Origin of the sequence: Klebsiella sp. 141240 (assembly GCF_050600805.1) — a bacterium.
Classification (GTDB): Bacteria; Pseudomonadota; Gammaproteobacteria; order Enterobacterales; family Enterobacteriaceae; genus Klebsiella; species Klebsiella aerogenes.
In genome coordinates this window covers 284,679-307,119 of the sequence record NZ_JAQIRK010000001.1, presented here as the reverse complement: position 1 = coordinate 307,119, position 22,441 = coordinate 284,679, and the positions used below count along the sequence as shown (strand labels likewise).

Genomic DNA, 22,441 nt, shown 5'->3' with positions numbered 1-22,441 from the left:
GCCGATGAAAACCCTCAATGCGCTGGCCTGTACCGGCCTTGAACAGTTAGCCGACGGCGTGTGGCAGCGCCATAGTCAGTTTTCACAGGCGGTTAATTTCGCCCACGCCGATGGAACTTTACTGACGCTGTTTCGCTACGGTAAAGGTATTGGCCCGACGGGTATTCTATTTAGCAGCACCGAGTTTGCGCAGTTGGCTAATCTTCCGCGGCTGGTTAAGCAAGGGCGCTTGTTGTGGGGTGAGGGCGTTGCCATCCGCCCGCGTCGGACGCTCAAACTTCGCTTTCCCGTCGGCCGCTCGTTTCTTCTCAATCTTTCGGCTTATTCATGCCAGAGCGGACTATGCGCCGCGCTCAATCAGCCGCTGGCGGATAGGCCGTTTTATTCATCTATTATGGGCGAGCTTGAGCGCTGGCGGCGCGGCGAGCGCCCGGACTGGGAATGGCTGATTGGCAACGGGCCAGGATTAACCCCCAGCGGCGATGATATGCTCGCCGGGATGCTGGCGGTGCTGCACGGCGCCGGTTTTTCTGACCGCCTGCACGCGTTTATCCCCCCGGCGGATCAACTTACCTCGCTGACAACTTCGGTAAGCTGTAGCTATCTGAATAGCGCCAGGCGCGGCGAGTTTTCGCTGCCGGTGGTTAAGGTGATGCGCGGGCTGCAATCGACCGGCGATCCTAAGCGGGCAATTCAGCGTTTGCTGGCGGTAGGTCATACTTCTGGGGCTGATACCCTGCTGGGGATGGCATTCGCGCAGCACTGGTTACAGAGAGTGGATTCAAGGAGAACGCATGCTCGATCAGGAAACCATCCGCACGTTTATACAGGTCGCCGAGACCGGGAGTTTCTCCCGCGCGGCCAGTCTGCTGCACAAAACGCCAGCGGCGATTAGCTATCGTATCAAAACGCTGGAAGAGCAGGTGGCAACGCAGCTCTTCTTACGCACGACCCGATCGGTAAGCCTGACGCTGGCCGGGCAACATCTGCTTGAGCACTGTCGGCAGTGGTTGAACTGGCTCGACGTGATGCCCGATGAACTCCAGCAGATTAATGCCGGCGTCGAAAGACAGGTTAATATCGTTATCAATAATCTTCTGTATCAGCCGCAAAGCGCCGCGGATCTCCTGACCTGGCTACATCAGCAGTTTCCCTTTACCCGCTTTCAGCTTTCCCGCCAGGTCTATATGGGGGTCTGGGACTCTTTGCTATACGACGATTTCCAGCTGGCGATTGGCGTCACCGGCTCGGAATCCCTGTCCAACAATATCTCTTTATTGCCGCTCGGCGATATTCGCTGGCAGTTTGTGGTGGCGCAGAATCATCCCCTTGCCACTCATCCCGCGGCGGTGCTCTCCGACGATGCGCTACGCCGCTATCCGGCAATTAATATTGAAGATACATCGCGGACTCTGACGCGTCGTGTCGCCTGGCTGCTCAACGGGCAAAAAGAGATCAAGGTGCCGGATCTCAGCACCAAGCTGGCCTGCCATCTTAGCGGCCTGGGGGTCGGCTTCTTGCCGGAGCGGATGTGTCGCGCTTACCTGGAGTCCGGCGCGCTGGTGGCCCGTGCGGTCGCCAACCCCCGCCAGCCTTCGCCGCTCTCCGTTGCCTGGAAGAATGCCGGCAGCGGCAAAGTTGTCAGTGAAATCGCCAGGGCGTTCGAGCGCAAAGAGGCATTAGTCAGCGGTTTTTTGCGGATGGTGGATCGTCCTGCGCAAGCGTAATGCTGCGTTAGTTTCATCTGGATCAGATTGAGAAATGGCATCTTCGGTGGTTTTTGTTTACCTTTAAAAGGTCATTTTCGTGAGAATGATCTCATTTGCTTTTTTTTGATATGACCCAAGGATTACTAAATGGAAGATTTGAACGTTGTCGATAGCATCAACCATGCCGGGACCTGGCTGGCGCGCAACCAGGAGTTGCTGCTGAGCTATGCCGTCAACATCGTTGCCGCTATCGTTATCCTGATCATCGGGATGATCGTGGCGCGCATCGTTTCTAACACCGTCAACCGTCTGATGCTGGCGCGTAAGATAGACGCAACTGTCGCCGATTTTCTCTCCGCGCTGGTGCGCTACGCGATTATCGCCTTTACGCTGATTGCCGCCCTGGGCCGCGTTGGCGTGCAGACCGCCTCAGTGATTGCCGTGCTGGGCGCCGCCGGTTTGGCCGTGGGTCTGGCGCTGCAGGGGTCATTGTCGAACCTTGCCGCAGGCGTACTGCTGGTGATGTTCCGCCCGTTCCGCGCCGGTGAATATGTCGATCTCGGCGGCATCGCGGGCACCGTGCAGAACGTGCAGATTTTCTCCACTACTCTGCGTACCGTCGATGGCAAAATCGTGGTGGTGCCGAACGGCAAAATCATCGCTGGCAATATCATTAACTTCTCCCGTGAGCCGGCGCGCCGTAATGAGTTTATTATCGGCGTCTCCTACGATGCCGATATCGATAAGGTGAAACAACTGCTGACCGCGATTATCGAATCCGATGACCGCATTCTGCGCGATCGCGAAATGACCGTTCGCCTTAATGAACTGGGCGCCTCTTCGGTAAACTTCGTGGTTCGCGTATGGAGCAAAAGCAGCGACCTGCAAAACGTCTACTGGGACGTGCTGGAGCGCATTAAGCGTGATTTCGACGCTAACGGCATCAGCTTCCCGTATCCGCAGATGGACGTACACATGGTAAATCAGCAGGAAAAAGCGCAGTAATTTTTTCCTGCTATGGCACAAGACCGGCACCGCCGGTCTTTTTTTTGTCTTTGTGCATTAGCTTTACTTATTAATGATTAAAATTATCAATTTCCGCTAATGATGACGACACGCTATATTCTCCGGCATTAACGATGAAACCGGAAAATTAAACGATGCTATCTTATTACTTTCAAGGGCTTGCGCTGGGCGCGGCGATGATCCTGCCGCTCGGGCCGCAAAACGCTTTCGTGATGAATCAGGGGATCCGCCGCCAGTATCATTTAATGATTGCGCTGTTGTGTGCGCTTAGCGATCTGGCGTTGATCTGCGCCGGAATTTTCGGCGGTAGCGCGCTGCTGATGCAGTCGCCGTGGCTGCTGGCGCTGGTCACCTGGGGCGGCGTCGCTTTCCTGTTATGGTATGGCTTCGGCGCGCTGAAGACGGCGATGAGCAATAATCTCGAGCTGGCCAGCGCCGAGGTCATGAAGCAAGGGCGCTGGAAAATTATCGTCACCATGCTGGCGGTGACCTGGCTTAACCCTCATGTGTATCTCGATACCTTTGTGGTGCTCGGAAGCCTCGGCGGACAGCTGGCGGTCGAGCCCAAACGCTGGTTCGCGCTGGGGACGATTAGCGCGTCATTCTTATGGTTCTTCGGCCTGGCGCTGCTGGCCGCGTGGCTGGCGCCGCGTTTACGTACCGCGCGGGCGCAGCGAATCATCAACGTGCTTGTCGGGCTGGTGATGTGGTTTATCGCCCTGCAGTTGGCAAAAGATGGCCTGCAACATATACAGATGCTCATCAACCAGGCTTAGTCCGATGGACTTTCCGCGCGTAAGCGCTAAGCTAGCTGGCATGCGTCCTTAAAATGGGCGACCTAAGCAAGATGGAGAAACGACAGTGAAGTTAAAAGTCTTAGCCCTGGCGGCAGCACTCGGATTCAGCACGATGGCGGCGCAGGCAAATGAATTGCCGGATGGCCCGCACATTGTGACTTCAGGCACAGCAAGCGTTGCAGCGGTTCCGGATATCGCCACTCTGGCGATTGAAGTTAACGTCGCGGCAAAAGATGCGGCATCGGCAAAAAAACAGGCTGACGATCGCGTTGCGCAATATCTCTCTTTCCTTGAAAAGAGCGGCATTGCCAAAAAGGATATCAGCTCGGCAAACCTGCGTACCCAACCTGATTACGACTATCAGAACGGGAAAAGCATCCTCAAAGGCTATCGCGCGGTGCGTACCGTCGAAGTTACCCTGCGTCAGCTCGATAAGCTGAATGGCCTGCTGGACGGCGCGCTGAAAGCGGGGCTGAACGAAATTCGTTCCGTATCGCTGGGCGTTGCGCAACCTGACGCCTATAAAGATAAAGCGCGTAAAGCGGCTATCGATGATGCGGTGCATCAGGCGCAGGAGCTGGCTGCTGGCTTCCACAGCAAGCTGGGGCCGGTCTATAGCGTGCGTTACCATGTTTCCAACTATCAGCCGAGCCCGATGGTTCGCATGATGAAGGCGGCTGACGCCGCGCCGGTCTCCGCCCAGGAAACCTACGAGCAGGCGACCATCCAGTTTGATGATCAGGTTGACGTGGTCTTTGAACTGCAGCCAGCACAGGCCGCCGCGCCTGCCGCGCCGGCGAAACCAGCTGAAGCGCCGAAACCGGCTCAGTAAGCCGCAGCGACAAAAAAGCCACTTCAGTGAAGTGGCTTTTTTTATGCCCGCCGTTTAATCCTGGCGCAGCACCTTGTGGCCGTAATCAATAAGCGCATCGGTCACCCGGCGCATCATGCGGCTTTCCGGCGCAAAGCGGTGCCAGTAGAGCATTCGGCGCTGGAACAGCCCCGGCGTCAGGTCGATAAGCTCGCCGCTCTTCAGCTCTTTCTCGATCTGCAGGTGCGGGATCATACAGCAGGTAGTGCCCTGACGCGCCAGCTGCACGAAGGCCTCCGACGAGTTGACGATATGGCAGGGCACGCTACCCGGCGGCAGGTCGAAGTTTTGCTGCAGGAACGCCTGGTGCATATCGTCGAGATGATCGAAGGCGACCACCGGCGCTTTCAGCAGCGCAGAACGCGTTACCCCGTTAGGGAAATAGCGTTGCGCAAATTCCTTCGAGGCGACGAACAGGTAATCGAGCGCACCGAGTTGATCGACCAGGCAGCTTGGCAGCGCCTGCGGCTGAATACTCACCGCGCCGACCACTTCCCCACGACGCAAGCGCTCCTGGGTGCGGGTTTCATCTTCAACCTGCAGATTGAGGCGGATAGGGGAGTCGGATAACACGTTGGCCAGCGCCGGCAGCAGCCAGGTCGCCAGACTGTCGGCGTTGACCGCCAACGACAGCAGCAGCGGCGTGGAGCCGGTCTGCTCATCGCCAAGCCACTCTTCTTCCAGCAGCTCAACCTGGCGCAGCAGAGCCAACAGTTTTTGCCCCTGCTCGGTCGGGCGCGGCGGTACGGTACGCACCAGCAGCGGTTGGCCAAACATGTTTTCCAGCTGTTTGATACGCTGTGAGACGGCGGACTGTGTAATGCATAGCTTCTGCGCGGCGCGCTCAAACCCACGTTCCCTAATCACCGCATCCAGCGCTTGTAATGTTCTGTAGTCCGGTCGTTTCATTATTCTGGCGTACCCCCATAACTTTTCGTTAACCCGCACTATGACATAAATTTGTTTTTGATAAAGACGAAAATGGTCTGCTCAGATGTGTGATCGCCATCGCAGGGACATTTCATCCGTCGATGTTCTATAATGCGCGGTAAGTATTCACATCTCGGACGATAATCATGACGCAGGATGAACTGAAAAAAGCAGTCGGCTGGGCAGCGCTGCAATATGTACAACCGGGCACCATTGTCGGTGTCGGCACCGGCTCCACGGCGGCGCATTTTATTGATGCGCTGGGAACCATGAAAGGGCAGATCGAAGGCGCGGTATCCAGCTCCGACGCCTCTACCGAAAAGCTGAAAAGCCTCGGTATCCCGGTATTCGACCTTAACTCCGTCGACCGCCTGGGCATCTACGTTGACGGCGCGGATGAAATTAACGGCCACATGCAGATGATCAAAGGCGGCGGTGCGGCGCTGACCCGCGAAAAGATCATCGCCTCGGTTGCCGATAAGTTTATCTGCATCGCCGACGCCTCCAAGCAGGTTGATATCCTCGGCAACTTCCCGCTGCCGGTGGAAGTGATCCCGATGGCGCGCAGCGCCGTCGCGCGTCAGCTGGTGAAGCTGGGCGGCCGCCCGGAATATCGTCAGGGCGTGGTGACGGATAACGGCAACGTGATCCTCGATGTACACGGCCTGGAAATCCTGGACGCTATCGCGCTGGAAAACGCCATTAACGGTATCCCGGGCGTGGTGACCGTCGGCTTGTTCGCCAACCGCGGCGCCGACGTGGCGCTGATCGGTACCGCCGACGGCGTGAAGACCATCGTCAGTAAATAAGACGATCGGGGGGAAGTTTCGCGCTTCCCCCTAAATTTTTTTCTATGGCCTTAATTTGGTGACTTGTGTCACATTTACGTAACCTTTCTGAGTAACAATCTGCCATCTATTCTCTTTCTGGTGTTTTGTCCTGTCTTTTGCTTCAACGTGATATTTCTTCAGGTCGGCGAGGCAAACGTTCATATTGCCGCGATAGTTTTTTTTGATATGTTGCTGGAAGAGTTTTTGTTCAGCACGACATCAGTACCAATAAAAACAGGACGGGGAAATGGCTAAGGTATCACTGGAAAAAGACAAGATTAAATTTCTGCTAGTTGAAGGCGTGCATCAGAAAGCAATCGATAACCTTCGTGCGGCAGGTTACACCAACATCGAATTTCACAAAGGCGCGCTCGATACTGAAGAGCTGAAAGCGTCGATCCGTGATGCCCATTTTATCGGCCTGCGTTCCCGTACTCATCTGACTGAAGAGATCTTCGCCGCGGCGGAAAAACTGGTGGCGGTGGGCTGCTTCTGTATCGGCACCAACCAGGTCGATCTGGATGCGGCGGCGAAGCGCGGTATCCCGGTATTTAACGCCCCGTTCTCGAACACCCGTTCGGTGGCTGAGCTGGTCATCGGCGAGCTGCTGCTGATGCTGCGCGGCGTGCCGGAAGCTAACGCCAAGGCGCATCGCGGCGTGTGGAATAAGCAAGCGGTAGGCAGCTTTGAAGCGCGCGGCAAAAAACTGGGGATTATCGGTTACGGCCATATCGGCACCCAGCTCGGCATTCTGGCGGAATCACTGGGGATGCACGTCTATTTTTATGATATCGAAAACAAACTGCCGCTGGGTAACGCCACGCAGGTTCAGCACCTCTCCGACCTGCTGAACATGAGCGATGTCGTTAGCCTGCACGTGCCGGAAAACGCCTCCACCAAAAATATGATGGGGCCGGAAGAGCTGGCGCTGATGAAACCGGGCGCGCTGCTGATCAACGCCTCTCGCGGCACGGTGGTCGATATCCCGGCGCTGTGCGATGCGCTGTCGCGTAAACACCTGGCCGGCGCGGCCATCGACGTCTTCCCGACGGAACCGGCGACCAACAGCGATCCGTTTAACTCTCCGCTGTGCGAATTCGATAACGTGATCCTGACGCCGCATATCGGCGGTTCAACTCAGGAAGCGCAAGAGAACATTGGTCTGGAAGTGGCAGGCAAGCTGGCGAAGTATTCCGACAACGGTTCTACGCTGTCGGCGGTGAACTTCCCGGAGGTTTCTCTGCCGCTGCACGGCGGACGCCGTCTGCTGCATATTCATGAAAACCGACCGGGCATCCTGACGGCGCTTAACCAGATTTTCGCCGCGCAGAATATCAACATCGCCGCCCAGTATCTGCAAACGACTCCGCAGATGGGCTACGTGGTAATTGATATCGAAGCCGACGGCGACGTCGCGCAGCAGGCGCTGCTGGCGATGAAAGCGATCCCGGGCACCATCCGCGCCCGTCTGCTGTACTAATTTGTTGTTGCCTCACGGGCAGGTCTGGTACCTGCCCGTATTTTTTTAACGCCTTCCGGGCGCAATTCTCGAACTCGCGCACCTATCTACCAGCGCCAGGTTTTGCCTGGCGTAATCACCGCCGGCAGCGGGACATCCCACTGTTCGATCGGCAGGGTGTCCACCTGCTGGCAGTCGTGGGCGTAGCCTACCGGCTGCAGGCGATACTGCTGCCAGTTTTGTAAGGTACGATCGTAGAAACCGCCGCCCATCCCCAGGCGTTGACCGCTGGCATCGAAGGCGACCAGCGGGGTAATCAGCACATCGAGTTCGGCAAGCGGCAGGACATCGCGCACGTCGAGCTTTGGTTCGTAAATCTTCAGGCGATTAAAAATCAGCTCGCTTTGCGGATGGTAATGTAAAAACAGCAGATTGCCGGGGCTAAACGGATGCAGTACCGGCAGATAAACCCGCTTGCCTGCACGCCACAATTGCTCAATCAGCGGTTGGGTGTCCAGCTCGCCGTCGAAGGAGAGGAACAGCGCTACGGTATGAGCGAGAACGACGGGCGGATACGCCATCATTCGCTCAGCGGCCTGCAGGGCGAAGCGCTGCTGCTGTTCGGCACTAAGCGCGCGTCTACGCTCGCGGATCTGCTGGCGAATTTGCTGTCTGGAGAGCGGGATATCGGGCTGTATAGTCATGCTGGTCTCATTACGAGCAGGCGAAACGATACGGGAAAGTGTAATACAGGGCGGCACAGGCCGAAAACAACGTTGAGGGGATAATGCGAACTTAAGAAGGGAATCTCCGAGATGCCGCCGCAGGCTGTAACCCTTGAACCCTTGGTTCAAGGTGAATGCGTCGTCACAGTTTTAAGGCTTCTCGGGCGAACCGAGCATGCTCACCAACCGTGGAGCGCCACATTCTTGTGGTATGAAATATCGGCTCAGGGGACTGGCCCGCTTGCAAACATCTCAGAGAAATTTTGTTCTTGCGATTACTCTAACACAGTTAACTGCAAAGTGTTATTCAAACTTCGACCCCGGTCTTTCGCTTATGCGACCTTGCTCAAGCAATGCCTGTTCGATGGTCTGCTGAAGCATGCGAATGCGCTGTTCCATACTGGAGGCGTAGTCGCGGGTCTTCGCTTTTTCCTGAGTCAACTCATAGCTGATGTTCAACGCGGCGATGAAGACCAGCTGCTCAGTATTTGTGACTCTAGTGCGTTCTTTTAAATCTTGCAACCGCTGATTAAGGTCTTCAGCTGCCTGATTCAGGGCATCCCTTTGTTCAGGCGGGCAATTCACTCGCAGTGAACGGCCAAAAATTTGGAGATCTACGGGTTGTGCAGACATGCCACCTTCCTGCTGATTGACTGCGCTGCCTTCACGTCCGAGCCCGGCTCTGCGAAGGGGCGACACTATAGCTACCCTGGTGCGGGGATACAAGCCCTTTTCTGGTTCACCAGGGTCCAAAGTGGTAGCATATCATGAATATTCCTCCCAACGATGACGAATGCGCATGTCTATACAGAACGAAATGCCTGGTTACAACGATGTAGACCAGTTACTGAACCAACAAGGGGTGGGATTAACCCCGGCCGAAATGCACGGTTTGATAAGCGGCATCCTCTGCGGCGGCAACACCGACAGCAGCTGGCAGCCGCTGGTGCATGACCTGACCAACGAAGGTCTTGCCTTTGGTCATGAACTGGCCCAGGCGCTGCGTAGCATGCATTCCGCCACCAGCGACTCGCTGGAAGATGACGGCTTTCTGTTCCAGCTGTATATGCCGGAAGGCGACAACGTCAGCGTTTTCGACCGCGCCGACGCGCTGGCGGGCTGGGTTAACCATTTCCTGTTAGGCCTTGGCGTGACCCAGCCGAAGCTGGATAAAGTGAAGGATGAGACCGGCGAAGCCATCGATGATCTGCGTAACATTGCGCAACTCGGCTACGACGAAGATGAAGACCAGGAAGAGCTGGAGATGTCTCTCGAAGAGATTATTGAGTACGTACGCGTCGCCGCGTTACTGTGCCATGATACCTTCGCGCGCCAGCAGCCAACCGCACCGGAAGTACGCAAGCCAACGTTACACTAAATAAAAAACGACATTCAGGGGGCGTCATGACACAGCAGGAGTTTCTTTCTCGTCGCCAGGCATTATTGGCGCAGATGCAGCCGGGCAGCGCGGCGCTGATTTTTGCCGCGCCGGAAGCGGTACGCAGCGCAGATTCGGAATATCCCTACCGGCAGAACAGCGATTTTTGGTACTTCACCGGCTTCAATGAACCGGAAGCGCTGCTGGTGCTGATCAAAAGCGATGACACGCACAACCATAGCGTGCTGTTTAACCGCGTTCGCGATCTGACGGCGGAAATCTGGTTTGGCCGCCGTCTGGGACAGGATGCCGCGCCGGGGAAACTTGGCGTCGATCGCGCGCTGGCGTTTAGCGAAATCAACCAGCAGCTGTATCAACTGCTCAACGGCCTGGACGCTATCTATTTCGCCCAGGGCGAATATGCCTATGCCGATGAAATTGTGTTTAACGCCCTCGAAAAACTGCGTAAAGGTTCACGTCAGAACCTGCAGGCGCCGAACTCCGTCATCGACTGGCGGCCTGTGGTGCATGAAATGCGCCTGTTTAAATCCGCGGAAGAGCTGGAAGTAATGCGCCGCGCCGGCGAGATTTCCGCCCTTGCCCATACCCGGGCGATGGAAAAATGCCGCCCAGGCATGTTCGAATATCAGCTGGAAGGCGAAATTCTCCATGAATTCAACCGCCATGGCGCGCGTTTCCCGTCTTATAACACCATCGTTGGCGGCGGCGAAAACGCCTGCATCCTGCACTACACCGAAAACGAATCCGAACTGCGTGATGGCGATTTAGTGCTGATTGACGCCGGCTGTGAATACCGCGGCTATGCGGGCGATATCACCCGCACCTTCCCGGTTAACGGTAAATTCACTAAACCGCAGCGTGAAATCTACGACATCGTGCTGGAATCGCTGGAAACCGCGCTGGAGCTGTATCGTCCGGGTACCTCCATTTATAAAGTTAATCAGGAAGTGGTGCGCATTATGATTACCGGCCTGGTGCGGCTGGGGATCCTGAAAGGCGAGATTGACGAGCTTATCGCCAACAACGCCCACCGCCCGTACTTTATGCATGGCCTGAGCCACTGGTTGGGTCTGGATGTACACGATGTCGGTAATTACGACACCGACCGTTCGCGCGTCCTGGAACCGGGAATGGTGCTGACCGTCGAGCCGGGGCTGTATATCGCCGCCGACGCCGACGTACCGGCCCAATATCGCGGCATCGGCATTCGTATTGAAGATGACATCGTGATTACCGAAGATGGCAACGAAAATCTCACCGCCAGCGTGGTGAAGAAGGCGGATGAGATCGAGGCGCTGATGGCGGCGGCGCGCCAGTCATGAGTGTGCTGATTGTCGGCGGCGGGATGACCGGCGCGACGCTCGCGCTGGCCATCTCCCGTTTGACCGGCGGTGCGCTGCCGGTTCATCTGATTGAAGCGCAGGATCCGGCGTCGTCACGCCACCCAGGTTTTGACGATCGGGCGATCGCCCTGGCTGCGGGCACCTGCCAGCAGCTGGCGCGCATCGGTATCTGGCAGAACCTTGCTAAACGAGCGACGCCTATCCAGCGGGTACACGTCAGCGACCGCGGCCATGCCGGTTTTGTAAACCTGGCGGCGGCCGATTACGGCCTGTCGGCGCTGGGGCAGGTGGTTGAACTCCACGATGTCGGCCAGCGGCTGTTTAGCCTGCTGCGCGAGGCGCCGGGCGTCACCCTGCACTGTCCGACGAAAGTGGAAGCGGTCAACCGCAGCCAGGACAGCGTCAGCCTCACCCTTGATAGCGGCGAAACGATCAACGGTGAGCTGCTGGTGGCGGCAGATGGTTCGCGTTCGTCGCTGGGCGCCCGCTGCGGCATTAGCTGGCAGCAGCAGTCCTATGAGCAACTGGCGATTATCGCCAACGTTAGCACCGCGTTGCCGCACGAAGGCCGCGCCTTCGAGCGCTTTACCGATCACGGTCCGCTGGCGATGCTGCCGATGTCGCAAGGGCGCTGTTCGCTGGTGTGGTGCCATCCGCAGTCGCGGCGCGATGAGGTGCTGAGCTGGTCTGACGAACGTTTTTGCCAACAATTACAGCAGGCGTTCGGCTGGCGGCTGGGGCGCATTACCCATGCCGGTAAGCGTAGTGTTTATCCGCTGGCGTTAACCACCGCCATCCGTTCGGTGTCGCACCGTCTGGCGCTGGTCGGCAACGCGGCGCAGACATTACACCCGATCGCCGGGCAGGGCTTTAATCTCGGCCTGCGCGACGTGATGAGTCTGGCTGAACTGCTTGCCGACGCCCACGCGCTCGGCGAGGATGTGGGCAATTATTCCCTGCTGTGCCGTTATCAGGCGCGGCGAGCGGATGATAAAGCCGCCACCATCGGCGTGACCGATGGGCTGGTGCATCTCTTTGCCAACCGTTGGGCGCCGCTGGTGGCGGGGCGCAACGTCGGGCTAATGGCGATGGAATTATTTACCCCGGCGCGCGATGCGCTGGCGCAGCGTACCCTCGGTTGGGTTCCCCGTTAAGGAGTAGAACGTGCAAAGTGTTGATGTTGCCATTGTTGGCGGCGGAATGGTGGGACTGGCGGTGGCCTGTGGTTTACAGGGCAGCGGCCTGCGCGTCGCGGTGCTGGAACAAGCGGCGCCGCAGCCTCTTGACGCCGATGCGCCACCGGCGCTGCGCGTTTCGGCTATTAATGCCGCCAGCGAAAAGCTACTGGATAAGCTGGGTGTCTGGAGCGAGATCATCGCCCAGCGCGCCAGCTGCTATCACGGCATGGAAGTGTGGGACAAAGATAGCTTTGGCCGCATTAGCTTCGATGACCAGAGCATGGGCTTTAGCCATCTGGGCCATATTATTGAAAATGCCGTGGTGCATTATGCGCTGTGGCAAAAAGCACAGCGCTGCGCTGACGTTACCCTGCTGGCGCCTGCGCAGCTGCAGCAGGTGGCGTGGGGCGAAAACGAAGCCTTCCTGAGCCTGCAGGACGGCAGCATGCTGACCGCGCGGCTGGTGGTCGGCGCCGATGGCGCCAATTCGTGGCTGCGCAATAAAGCCGATATTCCACTGACCTTCTGGGACTATCGCCATCATGCGCTGGTGGCGACGATACGTACCACCGAGCCGCATCAGGCGGTGGCGCGTCAGGCGTTTCACGGCGAAGGCATTCTGGCCTTCCTGCCGCTTAGCGATCCGCATCTGTGCTCGATCGTCTGGTCGCTGTCGCCGGAGGAGGCGCAGCGGATGCAGCAGGCCGATGCAGCCGCGTTTAACCAGGCGCTGAACATCGCTTTTGATAATCGCCTTGGCCTTTGCCAGCTTGAAAGCGATCGGCAGGTTTTCCCGCTGACCGGACGCTACGCGCGTCAGTTCGCCGCCCATCGTCTGGCGCTGGTTGGCGATGCCGCCCACACTATTCATCCGCTGGCCGGGCAGGGGGTAAACCTTGGCTTTATGGACGCCGCCGAACTTATCGACGAGCTGAAGCGCCTGCACGCGCAGGGTAAAGATATCGGTCAGCATTTGTACCTGCGCCGCTATGAGCGCAGCCGCAAGCACAGCGCCGCGCTGATGCTGGCGGGTATGCAGGGATTCCGCGAAATGTTCTCCGGCAGCCATCCGGCGAAGAAATTCCTCCGCGACATGGGGCTCAAACTGGCCGATTCGCTGCCTGGCGTGAAACCGCAGCTGATTCGTCAGGCGATGGGCCTTAACGATCTCCCCGCCTGGTTACGTTAACCCCGTCACACTTCTTTTACCCGGCCTGCGCGCCGGGTTTTCTCCCTCATTTGAAATATTCTAATTTCACCTCTTATTTCGCATTAGTTTTATTAATGCGCTCTTTTTTTTGTTAAAGAAATTAGGCCCGTAAAATCGCATAAAACACCATCATCACCTGACTTGTTGGCTCATCATGTTAATTTTATGTGGCATAAATCGCTTTTTTCCAGTCAATAACTCTGTAGGCTTTCCGGCGCGCTTTGGTCATAAGCTAATGTGATGTCCTGATTTACCTTATGGTTTAGCACCGGGTTCGGTGGTAAGTTCAGGCAAAAGAGAACGTTTGCGTCGGCGTCCGTAAGCGGTGCCGTCGCCGGATTTCGTGGCGCAAAATCGCCGACAATATCGTGGCTGGTTCCGTTTTATTCGATGAGGAAAAGATGGCTCAACAGACTCCGTTGTATGAACAACACACGCTGTGCGGCGCTCGCATGGTGGATTTCCATGGCTGGATGATGCCGCTGCATTACGGGTCCCAGATTGATGAGCACCACGCGGTGCGCGGCGATGCAGGGATGTTCGATGTGTCGCATATGACCATCGTCGATTTCCACGGCAGCCGGATCAGAGAGTTCTTGCGCTATTTGCTGGCAAACGATGTGGCGAAGCTTACCACCCCAGGCAAAGCGCTCTACACCGGCATGCTAACCGCTTCCGCCGGCGTCATCGATGACCTGATTGTTTATTTCCTTTCTGAAGATTATTTCCGCCTCGTTGTTAACTCCGCCACTCGTGAAAAAGACCTCGCCTGGATTTCCGAACAAGCCGAACCTTACGGTCTTGAAATCACCGTTCGCGACGATCTGTCGCTGATCGCGGTGCAGGGTCCGCAGGCGAAAGCGAAGGCGGCGACGCTGTTCACCGACGCTCAGCGCCAGGCCGTGGAAGGCATGAAGCCGTTCTTCGGCGTACAGGCCGGCGACCTGTTTATCGCCACCACCGGTTATACCGGCGAAGCGGGTTATGAAATCGCTATGCCGAACGAGCAGGCGGCGGATTTCTGGCGCGGTCTGCTGGACGCCGGCGTTAAGCCGTGTGGTCTTGGCGCGCGCGATACTCTGCGCCTGGAAGCCGGGATGAACCTGTATGGCCAGGAGATGGATGAAAGCGTCTCGCCGCTGGCGGCGAACATGGGCTGGACTATCGCCTGGGAGCCCGCCGATCGTAACTTCATCGGCCGCGAAGCGCTGGAAATGCAGCGCGAAAAAGGCACCGAGCAGCTGGTTGGCCTGGTGATGACCGAGAAAGGCGTCCTGCGCGGCGGCCTGCCGGTACGTTTTACCGATAGCGACGGTAATCAAAAAGAAGGCATTATCACCAGCGGCACCTTCTCGCCGACGCTGGGCTACAGCATCGCGCTGGCTCGCGTACCGGCCGGGATTGGCGAAACCGCGGTGGTGCAAATTCGTAACCGTGAAATGCCGGTAAAAGTGACTAAACCTGGTTTTGTACGCAATGGCAAAGCCATTGTGTGATTTCCCTTTTTTGGAGATGAATTGATGAGCAACGTACCAGCAGAACTGAAATACAGCAAAGAACACGAGTGGCTGCGTAAAGAAGCGGACGGTACCTATACCGTTGGGATCACCGAGCACGCGCAGGAGCTGCTTGGCGACATGGTTTTCGTTGACCTGCCGGAAGTGGGCGCCACCGTTGAAGCGGGCGCCGATTGCGCCGTTGCCGAATCTGTGAAAGCGGCTTCTGATATCTACGCGCCGATTAGCGGTGAAATCGTTGCCGTCAACGAAGAGCTGAACGACTCTCCGGAACTGGTCAACAGCGACCCGTATGCCGACGGCTGGATCTTCAAAATTAAAGCCAGCGACGAAGCGCAGGTTGCCGCGCTGCTGGATGCGACCGCCTATGAAGCTCTGTTAGAAGACGAATAAGCCATTACCCTCTCCCCTGTGGGGAGAGGGAAGGGTGAGGGGAACCGATAATACCCTCACCCCAGCCCTCTCCCTAAGGGAGAGGGAGAAAACACATTCACCGCACGTTTCAGGAACCATCGCTCATGACTCAGACTTTAAGTCAGCTTGAAAACCGCGACGCCTTTATTGAACGTCACATTGGCTCGGACGCTCAGCAGCAGCAAGAGATGCTGAAGACCGTCGGCGCGGATTCGCTTAACGCCCTGATTGGCCAGATTGTGCCGCAGGATATCCAGCTGGCGACCCCACCACAGGTGGGCGACGCGACTACCGAATTCGCCGCGCTGGCGGAGCTGAAGGCGATCGCCGGTCGCAACAAGCGCTTCAAGTCTTACATCGGCATGGGCTACACCGCCGTGCAGCTGCCGCCGGTCATTCAGCGCAACATGCTGGAAAACCCGGGCTGGTATACCGCCTATACCCCTTACCAGCCGGAAGTATCCCAGGGCCGTCTGGAATCACTGCTGAACTTCCAGCAGGTGACGCTGGATCTGACCGGGCTGGATATCGCTTCCGCTTCGCTGCTTGATGAAGCCACCGCCGCCGCCGAAGCGATGGCGATGGCTAAACGCGTGAGCAAACTGAAGAACGCCAACCGCTTCTTCGTTGCCGCCGACGTTCATCCACAAACGCTGGATGTGGTTCGCACCCGCGCGGAAACCTTTGGCTTCGACGTGATTGTCGATGAGGCCGACAAAGTGCTCGATCACCAGGATGTCTTTGGCGTGCTGCTGCAGCAGGTTGGCACCACCGGTGAAATCCACGATTACAGTAAACTTATCGCCGAGCTGAAAGCGCGCAAAGTGATTGTCAGCGTCGCCGCTGACTTTATGGCGCTGGTGCTGCTGACGGCGCCGGGCAAGCAGGGCGCCGATATTGTCTTCGGTTCCGCTCAACGTTTCGGCGTGCCGATGGGCTATGGCGGCCCGCACGCGGCCTTCTTCGCGGCGAAAGATGAATTCAAACGCTCCATGCCGGGCCGTATTATCGGCGTATCGAAAGATGCGGCGGGTAATACCGCGCTGCGCATGGCGATGCAGACTCGCGAGCAGCATATCCGCCGCGAGAAAGCGAACTCCAACATTTGTACCTCGCAGGTTCTGCTGGCCAACATCGCCAGCCTGTACGCGGTTTTCCACGGCCCGGCGGGCCTGAAACGTATCGCTGGCCGCATTCATCGCCTGACCGACATTCTGGCCGACGGCCTGCAGAAGAAAGGGCTGAAGCTGCGCCATGCGCACTACTTCGACACCCTTTGCGTCGAAGTGGCGGATAAAGCCGCGGTGCTGGCGCGTGCCGAAGCGCTGCAGATTAACCTGCGTAGCGATATTCACGGCGCGGTTGGCATTACGCTCGATGAAGCGACCACCCGCGAAGATGTGCTGAACCTGTTCCGCGCCATCGTCGGCGACGATCACGGTCTGGATATCGATACCCTGGATAAAGACGTGGCGCTGGATAGTCGTTCGATCCCGGCGGCGATGCTGCGCGACGATGCGATCCTCACCCATCCGGTGTTTAACCGCTACCATAGCGAAACCGAGATGATGCGCTACATGCACGCGCTGGAGCGTAAAGATCTGGCGCTGAACCAGGCGATGATCCCTCTGGGATCCTGCACCATGAAACTGAACGCCGCGGCGGAGATGATCCCGATCACCTGGCCGGAATTTGCCGAGCTGCACCCGTTCTGCCCGGTCGAGCAGGCGGAAGGTTATCATCAGATGATCGCCCAGCTTTCTGACTGGCTGGTTAAATTGACCGGCTATGACGCCGTCTGTATGCAGCCGAACTCCGGCGCGCAGGGCGAGTATGCTGGCCTGCTGGCGATTCGCCACTATCACGAGAGCCGCAACGAAGGCCATCGCGATATCTGCCTGATCCCAAGCTCCGCGCACGGCACCAACCCGGCTTCCGCGCAGATGGCGGGTATGCAGGTGGTGGTCGTTGCCTGCGACAAAAACGGCAACATCGATCTTGCCGATCTGCGTGAAAAAGCAGAGCAGGCGGGGGCGAATCTTTCCTGCATCATGGTCACCTATCCGTCGACCCACGGCGTGTATGAAGAGACCATTCGTGAAGTATGCGAGATAGTGCATCAGTTTGGCGGTCAGGTTTACCTCGATGGCGCCAACATGAACGCCCAGGTCGGGATCACTTCTCCGGGCTTTATCGGCGCTGACGTTTCGCACCTCAACCTGCATAAAACCTTCTGCATTCCGCACGGCGGCGGCGGCCCGGGTATGGGCCCTATCGGCGTGAAAGCGCACCTGGCGCCGTTTGTACCGGGCCACAGCGTGGTACAGATTGAAGGCATGCTGACCCGTCAGGGCGCGGTTTCCGCCGCGCCGTTCGGCAGCGCTTCCATTCTGCCGATCAGTTGGATGTATATCCGCATGATGGGCGCGGAAGGGCTGAAACAGGCGAGCCAGAACGCGATTCTCAACGCCAACTACATCGCTACCCGATTGAAAGATGCTTACCCGGTGCTGTATACCGGCCGCGATGGTCGCGTGGCGCACGAATGTATTCTCGATATTCGTCCGCTGAAAGAAGAGACCGGCATAAGCGAGTTGGATATTGCTAAGCGCCTGATCGACTTCGGTTTCCATGCGCCGACCATGTCCTTCCCGGTTGCCGGGACGCTGATGGTTGAGCCGACAGAATCGGAAAGCAAGGTAGAGCTGGACCGCTTTATTGACGCCATGCTGGCGATCCGTGCGGAAATCGATCGCGTTAAAGCCGGTGAATGGCCGCTGGAAGATAACCCGCTGGTGAACGCGCCGCACACCCAGGGCGAGCTGGTTGGCGAGTGGAACCATCCGTACAGCCGCGAGCTGGCGGTATTCCCGGCTGGGTTGCACAACAAGTACTGGCCGACGGTAAAACGCCTGGACGATGTCTACGGCGACCGTAACCTGTTCTGCTCCTGCGTCCCGATGAGCGAATACCAGTAAGTGGTGAATTAGCTAAACTTTTAAAGGCGCTGCGGCGCCTTTATTTTTTGGAGGAAAGGTATGGCGATAGCTCTGATTAGCGGCGCGAGCCGCGGCATAGGACGGGCGACGGCGCTGCTGCTGGCGCAGGAAGGGTATACCGTCGCGGTTAATTATCATCACAACATTAAAGCCGCCACCGAAGTGGTCAATACCATTGTTGAATCTGGCGGCAAAGCCACGGCGCTGCGGGCGGATATCAGCGATGAAGCGCAGGTGATGGCGATGTTTGAGGCGGTTGACCGCATGGGCGAACCGCTGACGGCGTTGGTCAACAACGCCGGGATCCTGTTTACCCAATGTACGGTGGAGAGCCTGAGCGCCGAGCGTATTAACCGCGTGCTGGCCACCAACGTCACCGGATACTTTCTTTGCTGTCGCGAGGCGGTCAAGCGCATGTCGCATCGGCATGGTGGCAAGGGCGGGGCGATAGTTAACGTTTCGTCGGCGGCGTCGCGCCTTGGCGCGCCGGGGGAGTACGTTGATTATGCCGCGTCGAAAGGGGCAGTAGATACCCTGACCACCGGGCTGGCTCTGGAAGTGGCGGCGCAGGGGATTCGGGTAAACGGCGTGCGTCCGGGGCTGATTTATACCGAGATGCACGCCTCCGGCGGCGAACCGGGACGCGTGGACCGGGTGAAAAGTTCGCTACCGATGCAGCGCGGCGGCCAGCCGGAAGAGGTCGCTCAGGCCATTGCCTGGCTGCTGAGCGACAAAGCGTCGTATGTGACGGGTAGCTTCCTCGAACTAGCGGGCGGTAAATAACCCGTAGATGTCTATTGCCCGGCGGCGCTGCGCTTGCCGGGGAAACCTTCCCGGATGGCGGCTACGCCTTATCCGGGCTACCCAACAACGCGAGCCGGGTAACCCGACGGTCTACCAGGAGGCCAGCCATAGCCTAAGGCGCATTCCCCAACTGCTGGTCCAGCCGGTGGTAACCGACTTCACCTCGCCTTGAGAAATGAACACCAGAGTTGGCGTCACCTGGATATCCCACTGCCGGGCCAGCTGGCCGCTCGGATCATTTACCGTCGGCAGCGCCATTTTCTTCCTGGTAAGCCACTTCTCCAGCGCGGCGTTATCGCCGGAACGCAGGGCTACCGTCAGCACATTGCCGCCATCGGCGGCAAGCGATGCCACCGACGGTGTGGTATAGCGACAGACTCCGCACCAGGTCGCCCAGACGTACAGCAGCAGCGGCTTTTGCTGGCTCATGGCGTTCAGATCCAGCGTTCTGCCGTCGAGTGTCTGCAGCGATGTGGCGCTGAAGTTTTGCGGCAGCGTGGGCTGGCGAAAATAATCCACCGCCAGGCTCACCGCCGCGCCAATCAGCAGCCATAACGCCAGCTCGCGCAGCCAGCGCCTGATTTTACTGGCCACGGGCTTTCGCCAGCTGTTCTTTCACCAGCCCCTCCAGATCTTCAGCAGGGATTGCGCCGGCCACCATCTGATCGCCGATGATGGTCGCCGGGGTGCCCTGAATATTCAGCACCTGCGACAAAATCAGGTTCATTTTCAGCGAATCCATGGTCTTGTCATCAATATTCACGCTATCGGTGGCGGTTTTCTTCTGCGCGGCGGCGATGCTGGCGTCATCGTGATAGCCTTTTTTCGCCATCAGCCGCTGATGCAGCGCCCAGAACTTATCGGGCTGTTGACGCCAGGTGGAGAGCGCGGCTTTAGCGGCATTCACCGAACTCTGCCCTTTAAACGGCAGCAGCTTAACGATGAGCTGGATGTCCGGATTATCATGGACGATTTTTTCCAGCATCGGATCAAACTGTTTGCAGTAAGGGCAGTTGTAATCGGTAAACGAGACGATCGTGAGCTTCGGCGCTTTCGCGCCGGTGCGCGGGCTATTCGGATCGTTAAACAGCAGTTGGGCTAACTGGTCATTACCGTTCGATTGTGGTTCTTCCGCCGGGGCGGCGAAGCTGAAGGCCGATACGCACAGCAGCAATAAGGCGGTGATAGCTCTCATGTTATTTTCCTTTAGCGGCGGACAGGGTGGCGAGAAGTTGTTCGCGGTCTAACAGCGCAGGCAGAATCTGTCCCTGCGGCAATCCCGGTCCGTAAATCTGGTTAAACGGCACCGCGGCGCTGCCGCGAGCGGTTAAAAACTGACTAATGTCGGCGGAGGGGCGGGTCCAGTCGCCACGTAAGGCGACCAAGTCTGGTTCTGATAGCGCCTGCTGGACGTCGTCGCGCAGCAGCACGTTGTATTTATTGGCTTTACAGGTCACGCACCAGTCGGCGGTGACATCAATAAATACCCGTTTATGCTCAGCCAGGGCGTTAGCGATAGCCTGCTCGCTGAGCGGCTGCCAGTTAACCCGGTCGCGACGCGGGCCCTGGCCGTCCTGTTGGGCGACAAAGGCGACGGCGCCCGCTACCACGATGGCCAGAGCGCCCGCTCGCAGCGCCGTACGCCAGCGGTAGCGCCAGGCGGTGGCCAGGAGCAGGACGATGGCCAGAATCACCAGCAGGGTAAGCACCGGCGTACGGCCGATGTGGATCGTCAACAGGCTGACCAGCCATAGCGCTGAGCCAAGCATCATCAACCCCAGCACCACCCGCAGATGATTCATCCAGCGGCCTGGACGTGGAAGTCGTTGCGCCAGACCCGGCCAGGCGACGATAAGCAGCCACGGCAGGCTCATGCCGATCCCCATGGCGAAGAAAATCCCCCACAACAGCGGCAGCGGCGCCACTAGCGCCACCGAAACGGCGGTACCGAGGAACGGCGCGGTACAGGGCGTCGCCAGCAGGGTGGCGAAGGCGCCCTGCCAGAAATGGCCCATTAAGCCGTTGCCGCCCCGGGTGGCGAGGAAGGTACTGGCGCTGGAGGAGAGACGGATTTCGAACAGCCCTAATAAACTGGCGCTGAACAGCACCATCACCAGCGCCATCGCGCCGATAAACCACGGGTTCTGGAACTGGATCCCCCAGCCGAGCGCCTGATTGCCTAAGCGTAGCGCGGTCATCATCAGCGCCAGCGCCAGGAAGGAGACGACGATCCCGCATACCGAGGCGAGGAACTGCCGCCGCACCGCGCCGCGTTCGCGACGTTCGGTTTGCACCAATGAGCCGAGTTTCATCGCCAGCACCGGCAGCACGCAAGGCATAACGTTGAGAATAAGCCCGCCGGCCAGCGCCATCAGCAGCACCCAGCCTAACGCCAGCCCCGGCGCAGCGCTGCCGGCGGCGATGGCGATTTGGCTTTCCTGCGCCTGACCGCTATCGGCCAGCACCAGCGACAGCGTTTTGCCGCTCAGATCCGGCGCCGCTTCGCCCCAGCTATCGGTGACCGGTACGGTGGCAGTCAACGTATCGCCGCGGCTGGTAAAACTCGGCTTGCCGAAATCGACATCCTCCATGCTGTCAATAAACAGCGCTGGCTGCTGCCAACCGGCATCGCGGCGGGCGGTTACCGTCAGCTTACCGCTGACGTAGCTGGCGCTAAGCGCCGAGGTGAGACCGTCGCGCAGGGGCAGCGTGCCCATCGCGCGGGTGAAATCGTAATTAAATTGCTCCCCCGCCGGAGCCGTCATATCCAGCGAAAAGGGGTAGTCAGTGAGAATACAGACATTGCTGCAGGTAGAGAGCGTCAGTACGCCGCTAAGCGTCGGCGGTATTTTGCCGCGCAGGGTCATCGGGAAGCTAACGTCGCCGTGATACCCCTGAGTGGAAATACCCGCGACGTCGAAGCGTTGCGGCGTCGGCCAGCGCCAGTTCACCTCCAGCGGCGTGCGCCAGGTGATAGCCGGCGCGATGCCGCCTTCGCCCGGCGAACGCCAGTAGGTTTTCCAGCCCTTTTCCAGCGCTACGTCTAAAAGCAGGCGGGTGTCGCCATTGCTTTCGCTTTGCGCCCGCAGGCGCACGCTGGCGTGTTGATTGTCGGCGACATGCAGCCAGCCGCTATCGGCGGCCTGGCTGACGGGCAGCCATAGCCAAAGCAGGCAGACCAGCAGTCGCCTGAATACCATAAACATAAATTTTCTCCGTAAGTAATAAAT

The 22,441-nt window shown here is 58.2% G+C and carries 21 protein-coding genes and 1 other RNA gene; 15 read left to right on the top strand and 7 right to left on the bottom strand.

The genetic code is table 11. From position 1 onward, the window contains the following. The first annotated feature begins 4 nt into the window (after window positions 1–4). The 5 genes from PGQ95_RS01445 (at window position 5) to PGQ95_RS01425 (ending at window position 4,364) form a co-directional block, all read left to right on the top strand. Window positions 5–895: a DUF2877 domain-containing protein gene (locus PGQ95_RS01445; protein WP_271032133.1), complete on the top strand. Its 891-nt coding sequence runs from the start codon at window positions 5–7 to the stop codon at window positions 893–895. After that, entirely contained in the window at window positions 795–1,727 is a 933-nt protein-coding gene (gene allS / locus PGQ95_RS01440; protein ID WP_032706364.1) for an HTH-type transcriptional activator AllS, read from the top strand. The genes PGQ95_RS01445 and allS overlap by 101 nt, the downstream gene beginning before the upstream one ends. 129 nt (window positions 1,728–1,856) lie before the next feature. Further along, window positions 1,857–2,714, top strand: coding sequence for a small-conductance mechanosensitive channel MscS (locus tag PGQ95_RS01435; RefSeq protein WP_015369769.1), 858 nt, complete (start codon window positions 1,857–1,859; stop codon window positions 2,712–2,714). 155 nt (window positions 2,715–2,869) lie between these two features. Continuing rightward, window positions 2,870–3,511, top strand: coding sequence for an arginine exporter ArgO (gene argO, locus PGQ95_RS01430; protein ID WP_015703435.1), 642 nt, complete (start codon window positions 2,870–2,872; stop codon window positions 3,509–3,511). Window positions 3,512–3,596: 85 nt separating this feature from the next. Next, window positions 3,597–4,364, top strand: a complete 768-nt coding sequence (locus PGQ95_RS01425; protein ID WP_087859762.1) for an oxidative stress defense protein — start codon at window positions 3,597–3,599, stop codon at window positions 4,362–4,364. A 54-nt stretch (window positions 4,365–4,418) separates the two neighbouring features. Here the strand turns inward: PGQ95_RS01425 and argP are convergent, their stop codons facing one another. Further along, complete coding sequence (gene argP, locus PGQ95_RS01420; RefSeq protein WP_008806448.1) at window positions 4,419–5,312, bottom strand: DNA-binding transcriptional regulator ArgP; 894 nt, start codon at window positions 5,310–5,312, stop codon at window positions 4,419–4,421. Window positions 5,313–5,479: 167 nt separating this feature from the next. Between argP and rpiA the strand changes: the two genes are divergently transcribed. Both rpiA and serA read left to right on the top strand, forming a co-directional pair. Further along, window positions 5,480–6,142, top strand: a complete 663-nt coding sequence (gene rpiA, locus PGQ95_RS01415; RefSeq protein ID WP_045392023.1) for a ribose-5-phosphate isomerase RpiA — start codon at window positions 5,480–5,482, stop codon at window positions 6,140–6,142. 268 nt (window positions 6,143–6,410) lie between these two features. After that, window positions 6,411–7,643 carry a phosphoglycerate dehydrogenase gene (gene serA, locus PGQ95_RS01410; protein WP_015369774.1) on the top strand — a complete coding sequence of 411 codons (1,233 nt, stop codon included), beginning with the start codon at window positions 6,411–6,413 and terminating at the stop codon, window positions 7,641–7,643. Between the two features lie 86 nt (window positions 7,644–7,729). Here the strand turns inward: serA and PGQ95_RS01405 are convergent, their stop codons facing one another. From PGQ95_RS01405 to zapA, 3 genes are all read right to left on the bottom strand, one after another. Beyond that, window positions 7,730–8,326, bottom strand: coding sequence for a 5-formyltetrahydrofolate cyclo-ligase (locus tag PGQ95_RS01405; protein ID WP_271032134.1), 597 nt, complete (start codon window positions 8,324–8,326; stop codon window positions 7,730–7,732). 99 nt (window positions 8,327–8,425) lie between these two features. Beyond that, window positions 8,426–8,609, bottom strand: a non-coding RNA gene (gene ssrS, locus PGQ95_RS01400) — 6S RNA. A 41-nt stretch (window positions 8,610–8,650) separates the two neighbouring features. After that, complete coding sequence (gene zapA, locus PGQ95_RS01395) at window positions 8,651–8,980, bottom strand: cell division protein ZapA (RefSeq protein ID WP_004205298.1); 330 nt, start codon at window positions 8,978–8,980, stop codon at window positions 8,651–8,653. 166 nt (window positions 8,981–9,146) lie between these two features. Here zapA and PGQ95_RS01390 point away from each other — a divergent pair, with 166 nt between their 5' ends. The 8 genes from PGQ95_RS01390 (at window position 9,147) to PGQ95_RS01355 (ending at window position 19,190) form a co-directional block, all read left to right on the top strand. Further along, window positions 9,147–9,725 carry a YecA family protein gene (locus tag PGQ95_RS01390; RefSeq protein ID WP_015703432.1) on the top strand — a complete coding sequence of 193 codons (579 nt, stop codon included), beginning with the start codon at window positions 9,147–9,149 and terminating at the stop codon, window positions 9,723–9,725. A gap of 26 nt (window positions 9,726–9,751) precedes the next feature. After that, window positions 9,752–11,068, top strand: coding sequence for a Xaa-Pro aminopeptidase (pepP, locus tag PGQ95_RS01385; RefSeq protein WP_271032135.1), 1,317 nt, complete (start codon window positions 9,752–9,754; stop codon window positions 11,066–11,068). After that, window positions 11,065–12,243: a 2-octaprenyl-6-methoxyphenyl hydroxylase gene (gene ubiH / locus PGQ95_RS01380; protein WP_430916782.1), complete on the top strand. Its 1,179-nt coding sequence runs from the start codon at window positions 11,065–11,067 to the stop codon at window positions 12,241–12,243. The genes pepP and ubiH overlap by 4 nt, the downstream gene beginning before the upstream one ends. A gap of 10 nt (window positions 12,244–12,253) precedes the next feature. After that, window positions 12,254–13,456, top strand: a complete 1,203-nt coding sequence (ubiI, locus tag PGQ95_RS01375) for an FAD-dependent 2-octaprenylphenol hydroxylase (protein ID WP_430916780.1) — start codon at window positions 12,254–12,256, stop codon at window positions 13,454–13,456. A gap of 422 nt (window positions 13,457–13,878) precedes the next feature. Further along, window positions 13,879–14,973 carry a glycine cleavage system aminomethyltransferase GcvT gene (gcvT, locus tag PGQ95_RS01370; protein WP_430916778.1) on the top strand — a complete coding sequence of 365 codons (1,095 nt, stop codon included), beginning with the start codon at window positions 13,879–13,881 and terminating at the stop codon, window positions 14,971–14,973. 24 nt (window positions 14,974–14,997) lie between these two features. After that, window positions 14,998–15,387 (top strand): glycine cleavage system protein GcvH, encoded by a 390-nt coding sequence (gene gcvH / locus PGQ95_RS01365; protein ID WP_015703428.1) that lies wholly within the window; start codon window positions 14,998–15,000, stop codon window positions 15,385–15,387. A gap of 125 nt (window positions 15,388–15,512) precedes the next feature. Next, the gene (gene gcvP / locus PGQ95_RS01360; RefSeq protein WP_430916776.1) at window positions 15,513–18,386 is read left to right on the top strand and encodes an aminomethyl-transferring glycine dehydrogenase; all 2,874 of its coding nucleotides are present in this window, start codon (window positions 15,513–15,515) and stop codon (window positions 18,384–18,386) included. A 60-nt stretch (window positions 18,387–18,446) separates the two neighbouring features. Beyond that, on the top strand, window positions 18,447–19,190 hold the full coding sequence (locus tag PGQ95_RS01355) for an SDR family oxidoreductase (RefSeq protein WP_087859756.1): 744 nt from the start codon (window positions 18,447–18,449) through the stop codon (window positions 19,188–19,190). A 111-nt stretch (window positions 19,191–19,301) separates the two neighbouring features. Here PGQ95_RS01355 and PGQ95_RS01350 read toward each other — a convergent pair whose 3' ends face one another. The 3 genes from PGQ95_RS01350 to PGQ95_RS01340 are packed head-to-tail and all read right to left on the bottom strand — an operon-like array spanning window position 19,302 to window position 22,417. Continuing rightward, window positions 19,302–19,805: a protein disulfide oxidoreductase gene (locus tag PGQ95_RS01350; protein WP_213316563.1), complete on the bottom strand. Its 504-nt coding sequence runs from the start codon at window positions 19,803–19,805 to the stop codon at window positions 19,302–19,304. Further along, a complete protein-coding gene (locus PGQ95_RS01345; protein ID WP_113373025.1) occupies window positions 19,795–20,406 on the bottom strand; it encodes a DsbA family protein in 612 nt (203 codons plus the stop codon). The genes PGQ95_RS01350 and PGQ95_RS01345 overlap by 11 nt, the downstream gene beginning before the upstream one ends. A gap of 1 nt (window position 20,407) precedes the next feature. Continuing rightward, window positions 20,408–22,417 (bottom strand): protein-disulfide reductase DsbD family protein, encoded by a 2,010-nt coding sequence (locus tag PGQ95_RS01340; protein WP_430916773.1) that lies wholly within the window; start codon window positions 22,415–22,417, stop codon window positions 20,408–20,410. Window positions 22,418–22,441: the final 24 nt, after the last annotated feature.

Excerpts from the sequence above, each read along its gene's own strand:
- PGQ95_RS01390 (WP_015703432.1), top strand. The coding sequence starts at position 9,147 with ATGTCTATACAGAACGAAATGCCTGGTTACAACGATGTAGACCAGTTA.
- argP (WP_008806448.1), bottom strand. The coding sequence starts at position 5,312 with ATGAAACGACCGGACTACAGAACATTACAAGCGCTGGATGCGGTGATT.
- PGQ95_RS01435 (WP_015369769.1), top strand. The coding sequence starts at position 1,857 with ATGGAAGATTTGAACGTTGTCGATAGCATCAACCATGCCGGGACCTGG.
- gcvT (WP_430916778.1), top strand. The coding sequence starts at position 13,879 with ATGGCTCAACAGACTCCGTTGTATGAACAACACACGCTGTGCGGCGCT.
- PGQ95_RS01355 (WP_087859756.1), top strand. The coding sequence starts at position 18,447 with ATGGCGATAGCTCTGATTAGCGGCGCGAGCCGCGGCATAGGACGGGCG.
- rpiA (WP_045392023.1), top strand. The coding sequence starts at position 5,480 with ATGACGCAGGATGAACTGAAAAAAGCAGTCGGCTGGGCAGCGCTGCAA.
- pepP (WP_271032135.1), top strand. The coding sequence starts at position 9,752 with ATGACACAGCAGGAGTTTCTTTCTCGTCGCCAGGCATTATTGGCGCAG.
- zapA (WP_004205298.1), bottom strand. The coding sequence starts at position 8,980 with ATGTCTGCACAACCCGTAGATCTCCAAATTTTTGGCCGTTCACTGCGA.
- PGQ95_RS01345 (WP_113373025.1), bottom strand. The coding sequence starts at position 20,406 with ATGAGAGCTATCACCGCCTTATTGCTGCTGTGCGTATCGGCCTTCAGC.
- argO (WP_015703435.1), top strand. The coding sequence starts at position 2,870 with ATGCTATCTTATTACTTTCAAGGGCTTGCGCTGGGCGCGGCGATGATC.
- serA (WP_015369774.1), top strand. The coding sequence starts at position 6,411 with ATGGCTAAGGTATCACTGGAAAAAGACAAGATTAAATTTCTGCTAGTT.
- gcvP (WP_430916776.1), top strand. The coding sequence starts at position 15,513 with ATGACTCAGACTTTAAGTCAGCTTGAAAACCGCGACGCCTTTATTGAA.
- allS (WP_032706364.1), top strand. The coding sequence starts at position 795 with ATGCTCGATCAGGAAACCATCCGCACGTTTATACAGGTCGCCGAGACC.
- PGQ95_RS01340 (WP_430916773.1), bottom strand. The coding sequence starts at position 22,417 with ATGTTTATGGTATTCAGGCGACTGCTGGTCTGCCTGCTTTGGCTATGG.
- PGQ95_RS01445 (WP_271032133.1), top strand. The coding sequence starts at position 5 with ATGAAAACCCTCAATGCGCTGGCCTGTACCGGCCTTGAACAGTTAGCC.
- PGQ95_RS01405 (WP_271032134.1), bottom strand. The coding sequence starts at position 8,326 with ATGACTATACAGCCCGATATCCCGCTCTCCAGACAGCAAATTCGCCAG.
- ubiH (WP_430916782.1), top strand. The coding sequence starts at position 11,065 with ATGAGTGTGCTGATTGTCGGCGGCGGGATGACCGGCGCGACGCTCGCG.
- gcvH (WP_015703428.1), top strand. The coding sequence starts at position 14,998 with ATGAGCAACGTACCAGCAGAACTGAAATACAGCAAAGAACACGAGTGG.